The organism is Limnohabitans parvus II-B4 (genome assembly GCF_003063455.1).
Taxonomy (GTDB): domain Bacteria; phylum Pseudomonadota; class Gammaproteobacteria; order Burkholderiales; family Burkholderiaceae_C; genus Limnohabitans_A; species Limnohabitans_A parvus.
Map to the genome: position 1 here is coordinate 1 of NZ_NESN01000003.1, position 15,901 is coordinate 15,901.

Sequence of the window (15,901 nt, forward strand, 5' to 3'; positions counted from 1 at the left end):
AAGCACCTTGGATGGTGGTGGTAATGCACTGACGATTACCGGCGTTGCAGACATCGATGGCACGGTCTCTGGTGTTACGAATCTGAGCGTGACCGGTGCATCGAACATTGGCGCGGACATCACGACCAGCGGCACACAGACCTACGCCGGAGCAGTCACGCTCAGTGGTGGCGGCCGCACCCTTACCGCCTCCACGGTGCATACCCAGAGCACTTTGGTTGGCGGCGGCAATGCGTTGACGATCGCCGGTGCAGCAGACATTGATGGCACAGTCACCGGCGTTACGAATTTGAGCGTGACAGGCACATCGAATATCGGTGCGGACATCACCACCAGCGGCACGCAGACGTACTCTGGCTCAGTCACCTTGAGCGGTGGAAATCGCAATTTGACAGCGTCCACAGTGAACACTCAGGGCACCTTGGTGGGAGGCGGCAATGCGTTGACCATCTTGGCTGCGGCAGACATCGATGGCGCTGTCACTGGCCTCACCAACCTGAGCGTGACCGGTACATCGAGCATTGGTGCAGACGTCACCACCAGCGGCACGCAGACCTACGCTGGGGCAGTGACGCTCAGCGGTGGAAGCCGCATTCTGGCGGCCTCTGTTGTGAACACGCAAAGCACCTTGGATGGTGGTGGTAATGCACTGACGATTACCGGCGTTGCAGACATCGATGGCACGGTCTCTGGTGTTACGAATCTGAGCGTGACCGGTGCATCGAACATTGGCGCGGACATCACGACCAGCGGCACACAGACCTACGCCGGAGCAGTCACGCTCAGTGGTGGCGACCGCACCCTTACCGCCTCCACGGTGCATACCCAGAGCACTTTGGTTGGCGGCGGCAATGCGTTGACGATCGCCGGTGCAGCAGACATTGATGCGGCGTACACCGGCCTCACGACCTTGAGCATTAGCGGTGCTTCGAACATTGGTGCGGACATCGACACCAGTGGCACGCAGACCTATGCCGGCGATGTGACATTGAGTGGCGACATGCGAACCGACAGTGGATCAACAGGTGTTCTGGTAACAACTGAGTTCGGTGGCACGGCTATGGTCTATCCGGTTCGCATGTCCTCGTCCGCAGGTGATTTGAACTTTTTGGGCAAGGTCGATGGTGGTGTTTTCGCAAAAACCAATATGCGCAGTCTGCAACTCAATGCGGCCGGTCAGATCACCTTCAAAGACAAAGTGGGCTTTGATGCCGCGCTCGACAGAAGTTCGTCTTTGCTTGACAACTACACCCGCCACTTTGGCATTTATCGCCTCGATGTAACTGCTCCCATCATCAATCTCTTAGGTGATATTGCGGCGTATGAAGAAATTGCATTCAATGGTTCGACCTATGTGGGAGGCACAGCCTACAACGGTACTTATCGTCGCGTCTATTCGATGGATCCTAAAATCACGTTCAATGGTCCTGTAGATGGTTATGGCGGGACCGATGGTGTCTATACCCTGGATGCCCGTGCCATCAGTTTGGACATTCGTTTGCCTGAACCTGAAATCTTTTTTGCGGCCGATGTGGGGTCAAGAAGACAGTTGGCGGGGCTTGTCGCGACCGTGGCGCGTCTCGATGGCATTCTTCCGGATCGTTTCAGTGACCTTACTGGGGAACCACGTGACCAAGAGGTGCGGTTTGGCATGCCGACAACGCCGAATGTTGGGACCATCCGTTTCGCAGGCAATGTGGCGACGTCAGGTCTGCAAAGCTATTTGGCTAATCGCTTTGTGATTGATACATCTTCTGGTAGTACCGCTTTGGAATTCAATTCGACCTCTGGTGATGTGGGCTTTTCGGTGGGTCAAGGGGGTTTGGTGTCCGCCAGCGGAGGCGCGCCAAGGATCAAGTTTGCCAATCGACCCTCCTCGGCCACCATCAGTGCATTGAGGTCGTCAGGTGCTGTGATTGCATCGGAGTCCAATGAACTGTCTGAATGGGTCAAATTGCGCGAAATCAGCAAGGCGTCTGAAGCCAAGTTGATGGAACTCGATCTGGATCAGCGTGCTGGACAAGCGCCTACTGTTGAGGTGGGAGACCTGATTTCTGTCAATTGCACTTCAGTCGAAGAGGAGCGATGTGCGCCTGAAGCCAATGTCCAGAAATCAGTGAAAGATGCTGCGGTCATCCGTTGACAAAATTCGGTGCCCGTTTGTTCAAAAAGGCGTCCATGCCTTCTTTTTGGTCGGCGGTGGCAAATAAGCCGTGGAACATGCGGCGCTCGAACATCACACCATCCGACAAACCGCTTTCAAACGCGCGGTTGACGCTTTCCTTGGCGGCCATGGTGGCCAGTTGGCCGTAGCCGCAAATCATCAGGGCTGCGCCCAGGGTTTCGTCCATCAGCTTGTCCAGTGGCACCACACGGCTGACCAGACCGCCGCGCTCGGCTTCTTGGGCGTCCATCATGCGTCCCGTCAGTACCAGGTCCATGGCTTTGGACTTGCCCATGGCGCGGGGCAAGCGCTGGGTGCCACCGGCGCCGGGGATGATGCCGATCTTGATTTCGGGTTGGCCGAACTTGGCGTTGTCGGCGGCAATGATGAAGTCGCACATCATGGCCAGCTCGCAGCCACCCCCCAGCGCAAAGCCGGCCACTGCGGCGATCACGGGCTTGCGGATGGTGCGGATGGTTTCCCAGTTGCGGGTGATGAAGTCGTTTTTGTAGACCTCGTGGAAGTTGTATTTGGCCATGGCAGCGATGTCAGCCCCTGCGGCAAAGGCTTTCTCGCTGCCGGTGATGACCATGCAGCCGATCGCTTCGTCGGCGTCAAAGGCCTTGAGGGCCGCGCCCAGCTCGTCCATGAGTTGGCTGTTGAGCGCGTTCAGGGCTTTGGGGCGGTTCAGGGTGATGATGCCGACTTTGCCGCCTTCGGTGCGGACTTCGATGGTTTCGTAGCTCATGGAGTTTCTCCTGCGAATGAATCGGGCCACTATAACCAAGCTGTCTGCATGGGACCTGTCAAACTGGGCGCAGTCCAGCTTGAAACTAGGGGAAAACATTAACCAACCGATCGGTCGGTTAATGGTAAATTCGCTGATTGAGGAGAATTTCCATGACCGAAGCCGCCAACCCCACCGTGTTGTATGAAGCGCGCGGTGCTGTCGCCGTGATCACTTTGAATCGGCCGACAGCCCTGAACAGCTTCACCCGCCAGATGCACCACGATCTGTGGGCTGCACTGGATCAAGCCGAAGCCAATCCGGCCATCCGGGCTGCGGTCATCACCGGAGCCGGCCGTGGTTTTTGCGCCGGTGCTGATTTGTCAGACTTTGATTTCACCCCCGGCCCCAACCGTGTCGAGCGTGCTGATCCTGGTCCCATCATCGATCAGGCTTTCAACCCCAGCACGCGCCGTTTGCAGACGCTGCGCATGCCGACCATTGCGGCGGTCAATGGCGTGGCCGCAGGTGCAGGCGCATCGATGGTCATGGCCTGCGACATCGCCATTGCGGCACCTGGTGCCAGCTTCATTCAGGCGTTCAGCAAGATCGGTTTGATTCCGGATGCCGGCGGCAGTTGGCTGCTGGTGGAGCGTCTGGGTTTGGCTCGAGCCATGGCATTGGCCATGACGGGTGACAAACTCAGTGCGCAGCAGGCCAAGGACTGGGGCATGATCTGGGACGTGGCCGACGATGCCCTGGCCGCCGCGCTGGTGCTGGCCGAGCGTCTGGCGCAGATGCCAACCAAAGCCTTGGTGGCCACACGCGCCCTCATGCAAGCGGCAACCACGCGCACTTTGTCAGAACATCTGGATGCAGAGCGCGACACCCAGTCGGCCCTGGGTCGCACGCACGACTATTTCGAGGGGGTTCAGGCCTTTCTCGAAAAACGTCCTGCCCAATTCAAAGGCGAATGATGAGCACACCCGACCCTCAAACCCTTGCCCGCCAGGTGGGCGAAACCATGTTCGCCGTGGATGTGGCGTCCAAAGACACCATGGGCATGGAGTTGCTGGCCTGCGAGCCCGGCCGCGCCTTGATGCGCATGCTGGTGAAACCGCTGCACTTGAACGGCCACCAAATCTGCCACGGCGGTTTCATTTTCACGTTGGCCGATTCGACCTTTGCCTTTGCCTGCAACAGCTACAACAAGAACGCGGTGGCTGCGGGTTGCAGCATCGAGTTTTTGAAGCCCGGCAAGCTGGGCGATGTGTTGACCTGCGAAGGCATCGAGCAGACCCTGAGCGGACGTCACGGCATCTACGACATGAAAGTCACCAACCAGAACGGCGACGTGATCGCCATGTTCCGTGGCAAGAGCGCGCAGATTCCGGGCTCTGTGGTGCCGGAATGACTTGTGTCATGCCCGCGTGTCCTTTGTCATTCTCGCGTGTTGGCTTGTCATTCCCGCATGCCCTTTGTCATTCCTGCGTGTTGGCTTGTCATTCCCGCGCAGGCGGGAATCCATGCCTCCACGCGCCCCAAACTGAACACCGCCCCCATTGATTGTTGAATTCGGAGTCACAAATGACTGAAAAAGCCTTCCCCCTGGAGCCGATTGAAAAGGCCAGCATCGACGAGCTGCGCAGCCTGCAGCTCAAGCGCCTGCAACAGACCTTGCAGCATGCCTATGCCAATTCGCCCGTCTACCGCGCCAAGTTCGATGCCGCAGGCGTGCACCCGGACGACTGCAAAACGCTGGCCGACATCGCCAAGTTCCCCTTTACCACGAAGGCCGACCTGCGCGACAGCTACCCGTTTGGCATGTTCGCCGTGCCACGTGAAAACTGCGCCCGTATCCACGCGTCCAGCGGCACCACGGGCAAGCCCACGGTGGTGGGCTACACCCTCAAAGACATCGACACTTGGGCCAACGTCGTGGCCCGAAGCATCCGTGCAGGTGGTGCCAAACCCGGTGACATGGTGCATGTGAGCTACGGCTACGGCCTGTTCACCGGCGGCATGGGCGCGCACTACGGTGCCGAAAAACTGGGCCTGACGGTCGTGCCCTTTGGTGGCGGCCAGACCGAGCGCCAAGTGCAGCTGATCCAGGATTTCAAGTCCAACATCATCATGGTCACGCCCAGCTACATGCTGGCGATTGCCGACGAGTTTGAGCGTCAGGGCATCGACCCCAAGAGCAGTTCGTTGCGCATCGGTATCTTTGGCGCCGAGCCCTGGACCAACGACATGCGCGCCGCGATCGAAAAGCGCATGGCCATCGACGCGGTAGACATCTACGGTTTGTCCGAAGTGATGGGCCCCGGTGTAGCCAGCGAATGCATCGAGACCAAGGACGGTCCGACCATCTGGGAAGACCATTTCTACCCCGAGATCATCAACCCCGAGACCGGTGAGCCGGTGGCCGATGGCGAAATGGGCGAGCTGGTGTTCACCAGCCTGACCAAGGAAGCGCTGCCCATCATCCGCTACCGCACGCGCGACCTGACGCGCCTGCTGCCCGGTACGGCCCGCACCATGCGCCGCATGGAAAAGATCACGGGCCGCAGCGACGACATGATGATCATTCGCGGCGTGAACGTGTTTCCCAGCCAGATCGAAGAGCTGATCTTGAAACGCGCCGAACTGGCCCCGCACTACCAGTGCGTGCTGACCCGTGAAGGCCCAATGGACGATTTGAAGGTCGTCATCGAGACCAAGCCCGGTGTGTCACCCGACAGCATCGAAGCCCGCGCTGCCGCCAAGCTGCTGCAGCACGAGATCAAGGTGTTCATTGGCTCCAGCGTGGCGATTGAGCTCAAGGCCGAAGGCGGCGTCGAGCGCAGCCAAGGCAAGGCCAAACGCGTGGTGGATTTGCGCAAGAAGTGACGTTCGACATCGCCAGGAGGCCGGTTCCTGCGGATCCAATCAGACCGATGGCCAGCCCGTTTTTCGGCCTGCAGGCATCGCCAGTTTCCAGCCACTGGCCTGTTCGGGCACTTTCAGGGACAGGCGCAGCAGGCGTTTGTCGCGTGAGACCAGCGCCACCAGCTGGTGTTCTTTGCCCAGCAGCGCGGGCAGGTCGTCGAGTTTGTTCAGACGCCAGCTGCCACCTTGGGCACGCGCTGCAGGGCTTGCACACACATCCAGCCCCAGCCATTCGTCGCCAGCGGCCAGCCCTGCCGCTTCGGCGGCGCTGCCGCGCAGCACGCCCTTGACTTGCACGCTACCCCCGGCCTCGTTCACGCGCAGGCCCAGGCGTTGGGCCATGTTGGCGATCTCGGCGCTGACTTCAATGCCTTGCCCCGCCAGCAGCTCGCGCAGGGGCAGGTCGGTGGTGCTGTGCACCCAGGCTTTGATTTCAGCTTGCCAGCTGCGGCCCGTGAGGGCCTGCAACTCGTCCAGCAGGTCTTGTTCGCGCATGGGCCCTGCTTTGCAGCGCTTCCACAGGCCGCGCATCACGGCGTCCAGCGTCTGGCCTTCTTGGCGCAGTGCCAGGTCCAGGCAAAGCGCCACCAAAGAGCCCTTGGTGTAGTAGCTCACGGTGGCGTTGGGGGTGTTTTCATCTTGTCGGTAGTACTTCACCCAGGCGTCAAAGCTGGCCTGCGCCACGGTCTGCACATGGCGGCCCGGGGTTTGCTGCACTTGCGCAATGGTTTTGCCCAGCAGCTTGAGGTAGGTGGCTTCGTCTATGAGGCCTGCCCGGCGCAGCAGCAGGTCGTCGTAATAGCTGGTGAAACCTTCGAAAAACCACAGCAGCTGTGTGTAGTTTTCCTGGGTGTAGTCGTAACGGGCCAAGGCGTCGGGGCGCAGTTGCTTGACGTTCCAGGTGTGAAAGTACTCGTGGCTGATCAGGCCCAGCAAGGTGGTGTAGCCCTCGTTGGTGTGCGGGGTGGCATGCTGGTTTGTTTGGCGCGGCAAGTCGGCGCGGTTGCAGATCAGGGCGGTGCTGTTTTGGTGCTCCAACCCGCCGTAGCCGTCGTGCACGGCGTTGAGCATGAACAGGTAATTTTTGTGCGGGGCTTTGCTGCCCGCTTGTTTGCCCGTGCCGTGCCAGAAGCGGATTTCGGCTTCGCAGATCTTTTGCGTGTCGGCCAGCAGGCGGTCGCCGTCAAACGAGGGCAGGGCCCCGGCCACCACAAAGCGGTGCGGGATGCCGCAGGCCACAAAGCTGCCGCTCCAGAACGTGCCCAGCTCCACCGGGCAGTCCACCAGCTCGTCGTAGTGTGCGGCCTGGTACAGACCAAAGCCTTTTTTGTCGGTTTTGACCGGGGTCAGGCCCGTGGCGGCTTGCCAGTCGGCCTGGCCCTTGACGGGATTGAGCTGCAGTTGGTGCGGCTGTGTTTCTTGCCCGTGCACGCGCAGGCACAGGCTGGTGCCATTGAAAAAACCGCGTTGGCTGTCCAGCCAGGCGGTGCGCACCGAGTTGTCAAAGGCGTAGACCTCGTAGCTCAGCACCAGCGGCTGGCCCGGCTTGCAGGCCATCTCCCAAGTGCACTTGTCACGTTGGCCCACTGCCACCGAGCGGCGGCCTTGTTTGGCCGTCAGGTGTTGCAGGTTTTTGGCAAACTCGCGCACCAGATAACTGCCCGGAATCCAGACTGGCAGCGACACGGTTTGCTGCGTCGCCGGTTCGGGGATGGTCAGCGTGACCCGAAACAGGTGGGCATGCAGGTCAGCGGCTTCAACGGTGTAGTGGATGGCGGTCATGCGTGGCCGTTTTCAGGTTGCACCCGCTGCCAAAAAGCAGCTCAGGCTGGCCACGATGGTCAGCTGCAAGCGCATGGGCAGCCACGGTGCCAGCCCTGCGGCAGGCCAGGTGCGGCGGTCCATGACATAACAGCCGATCAACACAAAGCCCAGCAGTGGCAAGCCGGCAAACGCGGGCATCATCACCGCCACCCACGCCAGCAAGGTGGGCACCACACCCCAGGTGAAATGGATGCGTGGTGCGTTGGGGGTGATCAGCGCGTTGCGAAAACCCACGCCCCAATGGATGCCGCCCAAAAAGGACACGATCACCGCGCCGTAGCTTTGCATGGACAGCGCCACATAAGGATGAATGTCCGGGCCAACCGACCACAGGCACAGCGCCAAAAAGACAAACGGAATCAAACCGGCGTAGCCAAGGCGGCGGATCAGGTGCCAGGTGGGGTCTTCGGGGTGGGGGGTGTTCATCATTTGATTTCTGCCAGCATTTTTTCGACTTGTGCGATCGGCACGGCACCGGGCACTCGTGAGCCATCGGCAAACAGCAGCGTGGGGGTGCCCGTGATGCGTTGTTTTTTGCCAAATTCGACGTTGGCGTCCACGGCCGTTGTGTCACAGTTGGCCGCCGCAGGGGGCGTGCCGTTGATCATCCAGTCGTTCCAGGCCTTGGCCTTGTCTTTGGCGCACCAGATGTTTTTGGATTTGGTTTTGGAGTCGTCGCCCAGAATCGGGTAAAGCATGTGGTAAATCGTCACGTTTTCCAGCTTTTGCAGGTCTTTTTCAAAGCGCTTGCAGTAGCCGCAGTTGGGGTCGGCAAAGACCACCAGCTTGCGCTTGCCGTTGCCGCGCACCTGGGTGAAGGCGTTTTTCAGGGGCAATTGGTCAAATGGGATGGATGACAATTTTTCCATGCGCTCTTCGGTCAGGTTGCGCTTTTGCTTCACGTCGATCAGTGCACCCTGGATCAGGAAGTTGCCTTCGGCATCGCTGTACATCACATCGTTGCCCATGCGGACTTCGTACAAGCCGTTCATGGGGGTTTTGCTGATCTCGTCAATCCTGGGCAGATTGGCCAAGCGCTCGCTCAGATTTTTACGGATGGTGGCTTCCTGTGCCCAAGCAAGGCTGGCGGACAGGGATGCCAGCGCCACGAGCGACACCAGCATCAAACGGACAAACTTCATTGGATTTCTTTCGGGTTCAAAAAGTGGGGTTTCAGTGTGGGGTCAACGCGAACCAGGTGATTGCCCCATGGCTTGTTGTGTCATCCAGTTTTTCAGCGGGCCACTGCGGTCAAAGCCGCGCATGCCCCAGTTGCGCAGGTTTTGCCACAGCGGACTGGGTTGGGCAAACAGGCGCTGCAAGCCATCGGTCACCAGGCCCATGGCTTGCACGTCGGCCTGTCGGGCTCGTTCGTAGCGGCGCAGCAGTTTCAGATCGTTCAGGGGCCGCCAGAATTCCTTGGCCTTGATCACGCGCACCAGCTCGGCCACATCGGCCAGTCCTACGTTCAGGCCCTGGCCTGCCAGGGGGTGCAGGGCGTGTGCCGCATCGCCCGCCAGGGCAAAAGACTGTTTTGTCGTGCCCGGCATGGCACCGATCCAGCGCTCGGCGCGGGCCAGTTGCAGCGGCCACACGGCCCGCACGGCCGACAGGCTCATGCGGCCCAGTGCCAAACTGCAGGCTTGGCCCAATTCGGCCGCAAAGTCCTCTGAGTCCAGTGACATCAACGCTTGTGCCCGCAAGGAGTGCACCGACCAGACCAGTGCCACCTCGTGCCCGCCTTCGCCACCCAAAGGCAACAAAGCCAGAATTTCGGCTTGGGGCTGTGACAGACCGGGCACCTGGCCCCAGCCAAACCATTGCCGGGCGATGCCTTGGTGCGCCTGTTCGCAGACCAGGCGGGTTGCCACGGCATGCTGTTCGTAGTGGGTGATGTCAAAGCCCACACCCAGCTCGGCCCGGGTCTGGCTGGCGCGGCCTTCGCACACCACGGTGAGCGGTGCGGCCAGCGGGGCCTGCACCACTTCAATCTGGGGTTGAAACTTCACCGCTGCCGCCAAGCGCTCTTCCAGCACCGGCACATCCACCATCCAGTTGAGTTCGTCCACGCCTTGTTCGGTGGCACCAAAGTTCAGCTGGCCGCCGTGGTCGCCCCACACCTGCATCTGGTGCACGGGGGTCACGGCCGGACTGTCGGGCCAGCATCGCAGGTCTTGCAGCAAAGCCATGGCGGCACCATTGAGCGAGTAAGCCCGCACGTCAGCGGTGGCCGCTGGGGTGGGGGCCTCCACCAAGGCCACGTTCAGACGTTCACGGGCCAGTAACAGGGCCAAAGTGCGGCCCACAATGCCAGCACCACGGATGCAAATATCGGGAGGGTTTGCCATGCCAGTATTGTAGGTGGCAGCCCTTTGTTCGGTCTTTCCCTCCCGACACTTGCCTCGCCAGACTTAGACCTTTGTCACCCCCGACTTAGACTTTTGTCACCCCCGACTCGATCGGGGGGCCATGCCTGCTGCCTTCGGCCACCATGGATGCCCGCGTGCGCGGGCATGACAAAGTGAATGCCGACGTGGATGCTGGCAAAGTCAGCAGGGTCGGGCCACCCGTTAAAATCGCCAGTTGTTTCCCGAATCACCGAAAGCCTTCCATGAGCCTCAAATGCGGCATCGTGGGTTTGCCCAACGTTGGCAAATCCACCCTTTTCAACGCCCTGACCAAAGCCGGCATTGCCGCCGAGAACTACCCTTTTTGCACCATTGAACCCAACACCGGCGTGGTCGAGGTGCCCGATCCGCGTTTGCAGCAGCTGGCCGAGATCATCACGCCCGAGCGCATCGTGCCCGCCATCGTCGAGTTTGTGGACATTGCCGGCCTGGTGGCTGGTGCCAGCACGGGTGAAGGCCTGGGCAACAAGTTTCTGGCCCACATCCGTGAAACCGACGCCATCGTCAACGTGGTGCGCTGCTTTGAAGACGACAACGTGATCCACGTGGCCAACAAGGTGGACCCGATTGCCGACATCGAGGTCATTCAGACCGAGCTGTGCCTGGCCGACTTGGCCGCTGCCGAAAAGGCCATCCACCGCGTGAGCAAAATTGCCCGCTCGGGTGACAAAGAAGCCGTCAAGCAACTGGCGATTTTGGAAAAGTGCCAAGCCGCCCTGAACGACACCCAACCGGTGCGCACCATCGACTTCAGCAAAGAAGAGCGTGCTGAACTCAAGCAGTTCTTCTTCATCACCGCCAAGCCCGCCATGTTCGTGGCCAACGTGTCGGAAGACGGCTTCGAGAACAACCCTTTCCTCGACCGCCTCAAGGCTTTTGCGGCCAAGCAAAACGCGCCTGTGGTGGCCATCTGCGCCAAGATCGAAGCCGAGTTGTCCGAGATGGATGACGCAGACCGCCTGGAGTTCTTGAAGGAAATCGGTCAGGACGAACCCGGCCTGAACCGCCTGATCCGCTCGGCTTACACCTTGCTGGGCCTGCAAACTTATTTCACCGCAGGCGTGAAAGAAGTGCGTGCCTGGACCATCCATGTGGGCGACACCGGTCCACAAGCAGCGGGCGTGATCCACACCGACTTTGAAAAAGGCTACATCCGCGCTCAGACCATCGCGTTTGATGACTTCATCGCCTTCAAGGGTGAGCAAGGTGCCAAAGACGCGGGCAAGATGCGCGCAGAAGGCAAGGAATATGTGGTCAAGGATGGCGACGTGATGAACTTCCTGTTCAGCTCCTGATTGGGTGCTTTCGCCATGAAAAAACCGCTCCCAGGAGCGGTTTTTTCATGGGCATTCGGTGGCCATCCTCCCAAGGGCCATCCCGTGATGGCCTGCCATGTCAGTTCAGGAACGCTTTCACAGCCTGAACGGTCCGTTCGGGGTCTTCTTCCTGCGGCACATGGCCCAGCCCTTCGAACACCACATATTGGCTGCTTGCAATGTCCTGGTGAAAACGCTGGCCAGAGGGTTCGGTGATGAGCCTGTCCTGCGCACCCCACAGAATCAGCGTGGGCTGCCCAATGGTTTTGATCAGCCCGGCGGACAGGGCATCGGTCTCGCGCAGTTTCATGCGCTGAGTCAGGCTTTCGCGGTTGCCTGCGCGCAGGGTCAGTTCGTAATAGCGGTCCACCAGTTCGGGGCTGACCTTGTCCGGGTTGGCGTACACATTGCGAACACTGCCCTCGATCATGCGGCGGGGAAGGAGTTGTCGCATGACCGGTTTGAGCCAGTCGATCTGCGCCAGCCGAAAGCCCAGCGGTACCGAAGTCGATTGCAGCGGGTAACCGATGGCATCCACCAACACCAGGCGGCTGACCCGCTCGGGGTGCTGCACCGCCGTGCGCCACGCGATGCCGCCGCCCAGTGAATTGCCAGCCAATGCCGCCTGACGGATCTGGAGTTTGTCCATCAGGGCCACGATGAAGTCGGCATACCGCTCGATTCGGTAGTCGTTGTCCGGCGCGGGGCCCGTCAGACCAAAGCCGGGCAAGTCCATGCGGATCACGCGGTGTTGGCTTGTCAGGGCCGCCGTCCACCCATCCCAAGTGTGCAGGCTGGCCGAGGTGCCATGGATCAGCAAGATGGGCTCGGGGTCGTCCTTGGGGCCTTCGTCGCGCAGGTGCACCTGCATGCCTTGCACCTCCAAGAATTGGGAGGGCGCAGTTGCCCAGCGGGCCTTCAAGCTGTCTGCGCTGCGATCAGTTGCCCACGACAGGCCGATGCCTGCGGCCAATATCAAAAAAACAGCCAGAGCCAGCCACCGAAGTCCTTGGGAGATTCTCATGTCATCACGCCTTGAGGGAAAACCCAGAGCAATGCACCCGTCATGACCAGATAGCGCACGAATTTGCCGATGGCCATGTACAGCGAGCAAGGCCAAAACGGCATTTTGAGCCAGCCCGCCACGGCGCAAATCGGGTCACCCACAACCGGCAGCCAGGACAGCAAACAGGCTTTGGGCCCGAGTTTTTGAAGCCATTTCAGGGCCTGCCGGTCTGTGCTGGATTGTTTCCAGCGGTCCACTGCTTGGTGCGTACCCCAGCCCATCCACCAGCTGAGCATGCCGCCCAGCGTGTTGCCCGCAGTGGCCACCCCGATGGCGTACCAGAACAGTTCGGGGTTGAGTTTGACCAAGCCAAACACGGCAGGTTCCGAGCCCAGGGGCAACAAGGTGGCCGAGATGAAAGACACCACAAACACGGTGCTGAGGCCGTGCTGGGGCAGTGCCAGCCATTGCAGCAATTGATTGAGCCAGATTTCCATCGGACTCAGTGTAGCGAGGTGCACAAGGCGGTGGGTGGTGGGCGTTTGCGCTGCATCAGCGCTTAGCACATTCACATGTCAGCTGCTGAAATATTAAGCAACTACAATCGTGCCTCCTTTTTAAGCATTCCCCATTTCGGTAACCACCTCCAGTCATGCAGATTGGCTCCTTCCTTTTGCCCAACAATTTGTTTGTCGCCCCCATGGCGGGGGTGACGGACCGGCCTTTCCGCCAGTTGTGCAGGCAGTTTGGGGCGGGCTATGCGGTGAGCGAAATGGTGACCTCACGGCCAGACCTGTGGGCCTCGCTCAAAACCTCGCGCCGCGCCAACCACGACGGCGAGCCCGGCCCGATCGCGGTGCAGATCGCGGGCACCGAAGCGCAGATGATGGCCGACGCCACCCGCTACAACATCGACCGGGGCGCGCAAATCATCGACATCAACATGGGTTGCCCGGCCAAAAAAGTCTGCAACAAATGGGCGGGTTCTGCCCTGATGCAGGACGAGCCGCTGGCGCTGGAGATCATTTCTGCCGTGGTGGCCGCCGCCCAGCCGCACGGCGTGCCCGTGACCCTGAAGATGCGCACCGGCTGGTGCGACGCCGAAAAAAATGCCTTGAGCCTGGCCCGCGCTGCCGAAAGTGCCGGGGTACAGATGGTCACCGTGCACGGGCGCACGCGTGAGCAGGGCTACAAAGGCATGGCCGAATACGACACCGTGGCCGCCGTCAAAGCCGCTTTGCGCATTCCGGTCGTGGCCAATGGCGATATCGATTCGCCCGAAAAAGCCCGCGATGTGCTCCAGTTCACCGGCGCCGATGCCGTGATGGTCGGGCGTGCCGCACAAGGCAGCCCCTGGATCTTTCGCGAGATCGGCCACTTTTTGGCCACGGGCGAACACTTGGCGCCACCCTTGATGGCCGAGGTGCGCCGGGCCCTGCTGGAGCACCTGCAAGACCACTACGGCCTGTATGGCGAATACACCGGGGTGCGCTCGGCCCGCAAACACATCGGCTGGTATGTGCGCCATCTGCCCGGCGGCGACGCATTTCGTGAACACATGAACACCTTGAACACCGCCCCGCAGCAGTTGGCTGCGGTGGCCCATTACCTGGACGGCTTGGCCAGCCAGATGGACCGCTTGCCCGCGCAGCGTGCACAGCCGGTTTTGGAGACATTGCAATGAGCGAACCCCAATCGATTGAAACCTGCATCCGGGCCAACCTGGAAACCTACTTCCGCGACCTGGACGGCACCGACCCGACAGGTCTGTACGACATGCTGGTCAAGCTGGTGGAAAAACCCCTGCTTGACGTGGTGATGAGCCAGTCGGGCCAAAACCAGTCGCGTGCTGCCGAATGGCTGGGCCTGAACCGCAACACCCTGCGCAAGAAATTGCTCGAACACGATTTGTTGAAATGAATTTTGAAGAAAGTCCCCCCATGAGAGCCCTCATCTCCGTCTCTGACAAAACCGGCATCGTCGACTTGGCGAAAGACCTGCACGCCCTGGGCGTGAGCCTGATCTCTACCGGCGGTACCGCCAAACTCCTGGCCGAGCAAGGCCTGCCCGTGACCGAAGTGGCCGAAGTCACCCAGTTCCCCGAAATGCTCGATGGCCGTGTGAAAACCCTGCACCCCAAAGTGCACGGTGGCCTGCTGGCCCGCCGCGACACGCCCGAGCACATGGCCGCTTTGAAAGCGCACAACATCGACACGATTGATCTGTTGATCGTCAACCTCTACCCGTTTGAAGCCACCGTGGCCAAGCCCGGTTGCACACTGGCCGACGCGATCGAGAACATCGACATCGGCGGCCCCGCCATGGTCCGCTCTGCCGCCAAGAACTGGAAAGACGTGGGCATCGTGACCGACGCCAGCCAATACCCGGCCGTGATGGCCGAACTCACAGCCAACGGCAAACTCAGCGACAAGCTGCGCTTTGCGCTGTCGGTGGCCGCGTTCAACCGCATCAGCCAATACGACGGCGCGATCAGCAACTACTTGTCGAGCGTCAACTTTGAAGCAGAGAAACTGAGCGAAGAATATGTGCCCGAGCGTGCCCAGTTCAGCGGCCAGTTCAACGAGCAATACGTCAAGGTGCAAGACCTGCGCTATGGCGAAAACAGCCACCAACAAGCCGCTTGGTACCGCGACCTGGCCCCTGCGGCCGGTTCATTGGCCACGGGCGTGCAGTTGCAAGGCAAGGAACTGTCCTACAACAACATCGCCGACGCCGATGCGGCTTGGGAGTGTGTGAAGAGCTTTGATGGCTCGGCTTGTGTGATCGTCAAACACGCCAACCCCTGCGGCGTGGCCGTGGGTGCCAACCCGCTGGAGGCCTACAGCAAGGCCTTCCAGACCGATCCCACCAGCGCGTTCGGCGGCATCATCGCTTTCAACCGCCCCGTGGACAAAGCCGCTGCCGAGGCGGTGAGCAAGCAATTCGTCGAAGTGCTGATGGCCCCTGACTTCAGCGCTGAAGCGCTGGAAGTGTTCAAGAGCAAAGTGAATGTGCGCTTGATGAAAATTGCCTTGCCCGCCAACTACGGCGACGTGCGCAACGCACTCGAAACCAAACGCGTGGGCTCAGGCCTGTTGCTGCAAAGCGCGGACAACCACGAGTTGGCTCTGGCTGACCTGAAAATCGTCACCGTCAAACAACCCACGCCTGAAGAGTTGAATGACCTGCTGTTCGCCTGGAAAGTGGCCAAGTTCGTCAAGTCCAACGCCATCGTGTTCTGCAAAAACGGCATGACCATGGGCGTGGGCGCTGGCCAAATGAGCCGCCTCGACTCGGCTCGCATCGCCAGCATCAAGGCCGAAGCCGCCAAGCTGAGCCTGCAAAACACCGTGGTGGCGAGCGACGCCTTCTTCCCCTTCCGCGATGGCCTTGATGTGGTGGTGGATGCGGGCGCGACCTGCGTGGCACAGCCCGGTGGCTCGATGCGCGACCAGGAAGTGATCGACGCGGCGAATGAGCGTGGCGTGGCGATGGTGTTCACAGGCGTGCGGCACTTCCGCCATTGAT

Annotated in this window: 14 protein-coding genes and 1 pseudogene; 8 read left to right on the plus strand and 7 right to left on the minus strand. The window is 60.4% G+C overall.

Features of this window, described 5'->3' with window-relative positions; genetic code table 11:
• A pseudogene (locus B9Z37_RS08450) lies at positions 1–2,143 on the plus strand (hypothetical protein); the annotation flags it as partial.
• Here the strand turns inward: B9Z37_RS08450 and B9Z37_RS08455 are convergent.
• Positions 2,133–2,912, minus strand: a complete 780-nt coding sequence (locus B9Z37_RS08455; RefSeq protein ID WP_108312600.1) for an enoyl-CoA hydratase — start codon at positions 2,910–2,912, stop codon at positions 2,133–2,135. The pseudogene B9Z37_RS08450 and the gene B9Z37_RS08455 overlap by 11 nt on opposite strands.
• A gap of 152 nt (positions 2,913–3,064) precedes the next feature.
• Here B9Z37_RS08455 and B9Z37_RS08460 point away from each other — a divergent pair, with 152 nt between their 5' ends.
• From B9Z37_RS08460 to paaK, 3 genes are all read left to right on the plus strand, one after another.
• Positions 3,065–3,868, plus strand: a complete 804-nt coding sequence (locus tag B9Z37_RS08460; protein ID WP_108312601.1) for an enoyl-CoA hydratase-related protein — start codon at positions 3,065–3,067, stop codon at positions 3,866–3,868.
• A complete protein-coding gene (paaI, locus tag B9Z37_RS08465; protein WP_407067230.1) occupies positions 3,868–4,305 on the plus strand; it encodes a hydroxyphenylacetyl-CoA thioesterase PaaI in 438 nt (145 codons plus the stop codon). Before B9Z37_RS08460 ends, paaI begins: the two co-directional genes overlap by 1 nt.
• Positions 4,306–4,478: 173 nt before the next feature.
• On the plus strand, positions 4,479–5,780 hold the full coding sequence (gene paaK, locus B9Z37_RS08470) for a phenylacetate--CoA ligase PaaK (protein ID WP_108312603.1): 1,302 nt from the start codon (positions 4,479–4,481) through the stop codon (positions 5,778–5,780).
• Positions 5,781–5,819: 39 nt separating this feature from the next.
• Here paaK and B9Z37_RS08475 read toward each other — a convergent pair whose 3' ends face one another.
• Genes B9Z37_RS08475 through B9Z37_RS08490 form a run of 4 tightly spaced genes read right to left on the minus strand, consistent with a single transcriptional unit; the run spans position 5,820 to position 9,991 of the window.
• A complete protein-coding gene (locus B9Z37_RS08475; protein WP_108312604.1) occupies positions 5,820–7,601 on the minus strand; it encodes a M61 family metallopeptidase in 1,782 nt (593 codons plus the stop codon).
• Between the two features lie 12 nt (positions 7,602–7,613).
• Entirely contained in the window at positions 7,614–8,072 is a 459-nt protein-coding gene (locus B9Z37_RS08480; protein WP_108312605.1) for a DUF3429 domain-containing protein, read from the minus strand.
• Positions 8,069–8,785 (minus strand): DsbC family protein, encoded by a 717-nt coding sequence (locus B9Z37_RS08485; RefSeq protein ID WP_108312606.1) that lies wholly within the window; start codon positions 8,783–8,785, stop codon positions 8,069–8,071. Before B9Z37_RS08485 ends, B9Z37_RS08480 begins: the two co-directional genes overlap by 4 nt.
• Before the next feature lie 42 nt (positions 8,786–8,827).
• Positions 8,828–9,991: an FAD-dependent monooxygenase gene (locus B9Z37_RS08490; RefSeq protein WP_108312607.1), complete on the minus strand. Its 1,164-nt coding sequence runs from the start codon at positions 9,989–9,991 to the stop codon at positions 8,828–8,830.
• A gap of 263 nt (positions 9,992–10,254) precedes the next feature.
• Here B9Z37_RS08490 and ychF point away from each other — a divergent pair, with 263 nt between their 5' ends.
• Positions 10,255–11,346: a redox-regulated ATPase YchF gene (gene ychF, locus B9Z37_RS08495; RefSeq protein WP_108312608.1), complete on the plus strand. Its 1,092-nt coding sequence runs from the start codon at positions 10,255–10,257 to the stop codon at positions 11,344–11,346.
• 100 nt (positions 11,347–11,446) lie between these two features.
• Here the strand turns inward: ychF and B9Z37_RS08500 are convergent, their stop codons facing one another.
• Together B9Z37_RS08500 and B9Z37_RS08505 are read right to left on the minus strand one after the other, a co-directional pair.
• The gene (locus B9Z37_RS08500) at positions 11,447–12,391 is read right to left on the minus strand and encodes an alpha/beta fold hydrolase (protein WP_108312609.1); all 945 of its coding nucleotides are present in this window, start codon (positions 12,389–12,391) and stop codon (positions 11,447–11,449) included.
• The gene (locus B9Z37_RS08505) at positions 12,388–12,870 is read right to left on the minus strand and encodes a YqaA family protein (RefSeq protein ID WP_108312610.1); all 483 of its coding nucleotides are present in this window, start codon (positions 12,868–12,870) and stop codon (positions 12,388–12,390) included. The genes B9Z37_RS08500 and B9Z37_RS08505 overlap by 4 nt, the downstream gene beginning before the upstream one ends.
• A 155-nt stretch (positions 12,871–13,025) precedes the next feature.
• On the opposite strand from B9Z37_RS08505, the gene dusB reads away from it, so the two are divergent.
• The 3 genes from dusB to purH are packed head-to-tail and all read left to right on the plus strand — an operon-like array spanning position 13,026 to position 15,900.
• Positions 13,026–14,057: a tRNA dihydrouridine synthase DusB gene (gene dusB, locus B9Z37_RS08510; protein ID WP_108312611.1), complete on the plus strand. Its 1,032-nt coding sequence runs from the start codon at positions 13,026–13,028 to the stop codon at positions 14,055–14,057.
• A complete protein-coding gene (locus B9Z37_RS08515; RefSeq protein WP_108312612.1) occupies positions 14,054–14,293 on the plus strand; it encodes a Fis family transcriptional regulator in 240 nt (79 codons plus the stop codon). Before dusB ends, B9Z37_RS08515 begins: the two co-directional genes overlap by 4 nt.
• A gap of 20 nt (positions 14,294–14,313) precedes the next feature.
• The gene (purH, locus tag B9Z37_RS08520; RefSeq protein ID WP_108312976.1) at positions 14,314–15,900 is read left to right on the plus strand and encodes a bifunctional phosphoribosylaminoimidazolecarboxamide formyltransferase/IMP cyclohydrolase; all 1,587 of its coding nucleotides are present in this window, start codon (positions 14,314–14,316) and stop codon (positions 15,898–15,900) included.
• The last annotated feature ends 1 nt before the right edge of the window (position 15,901 follow it).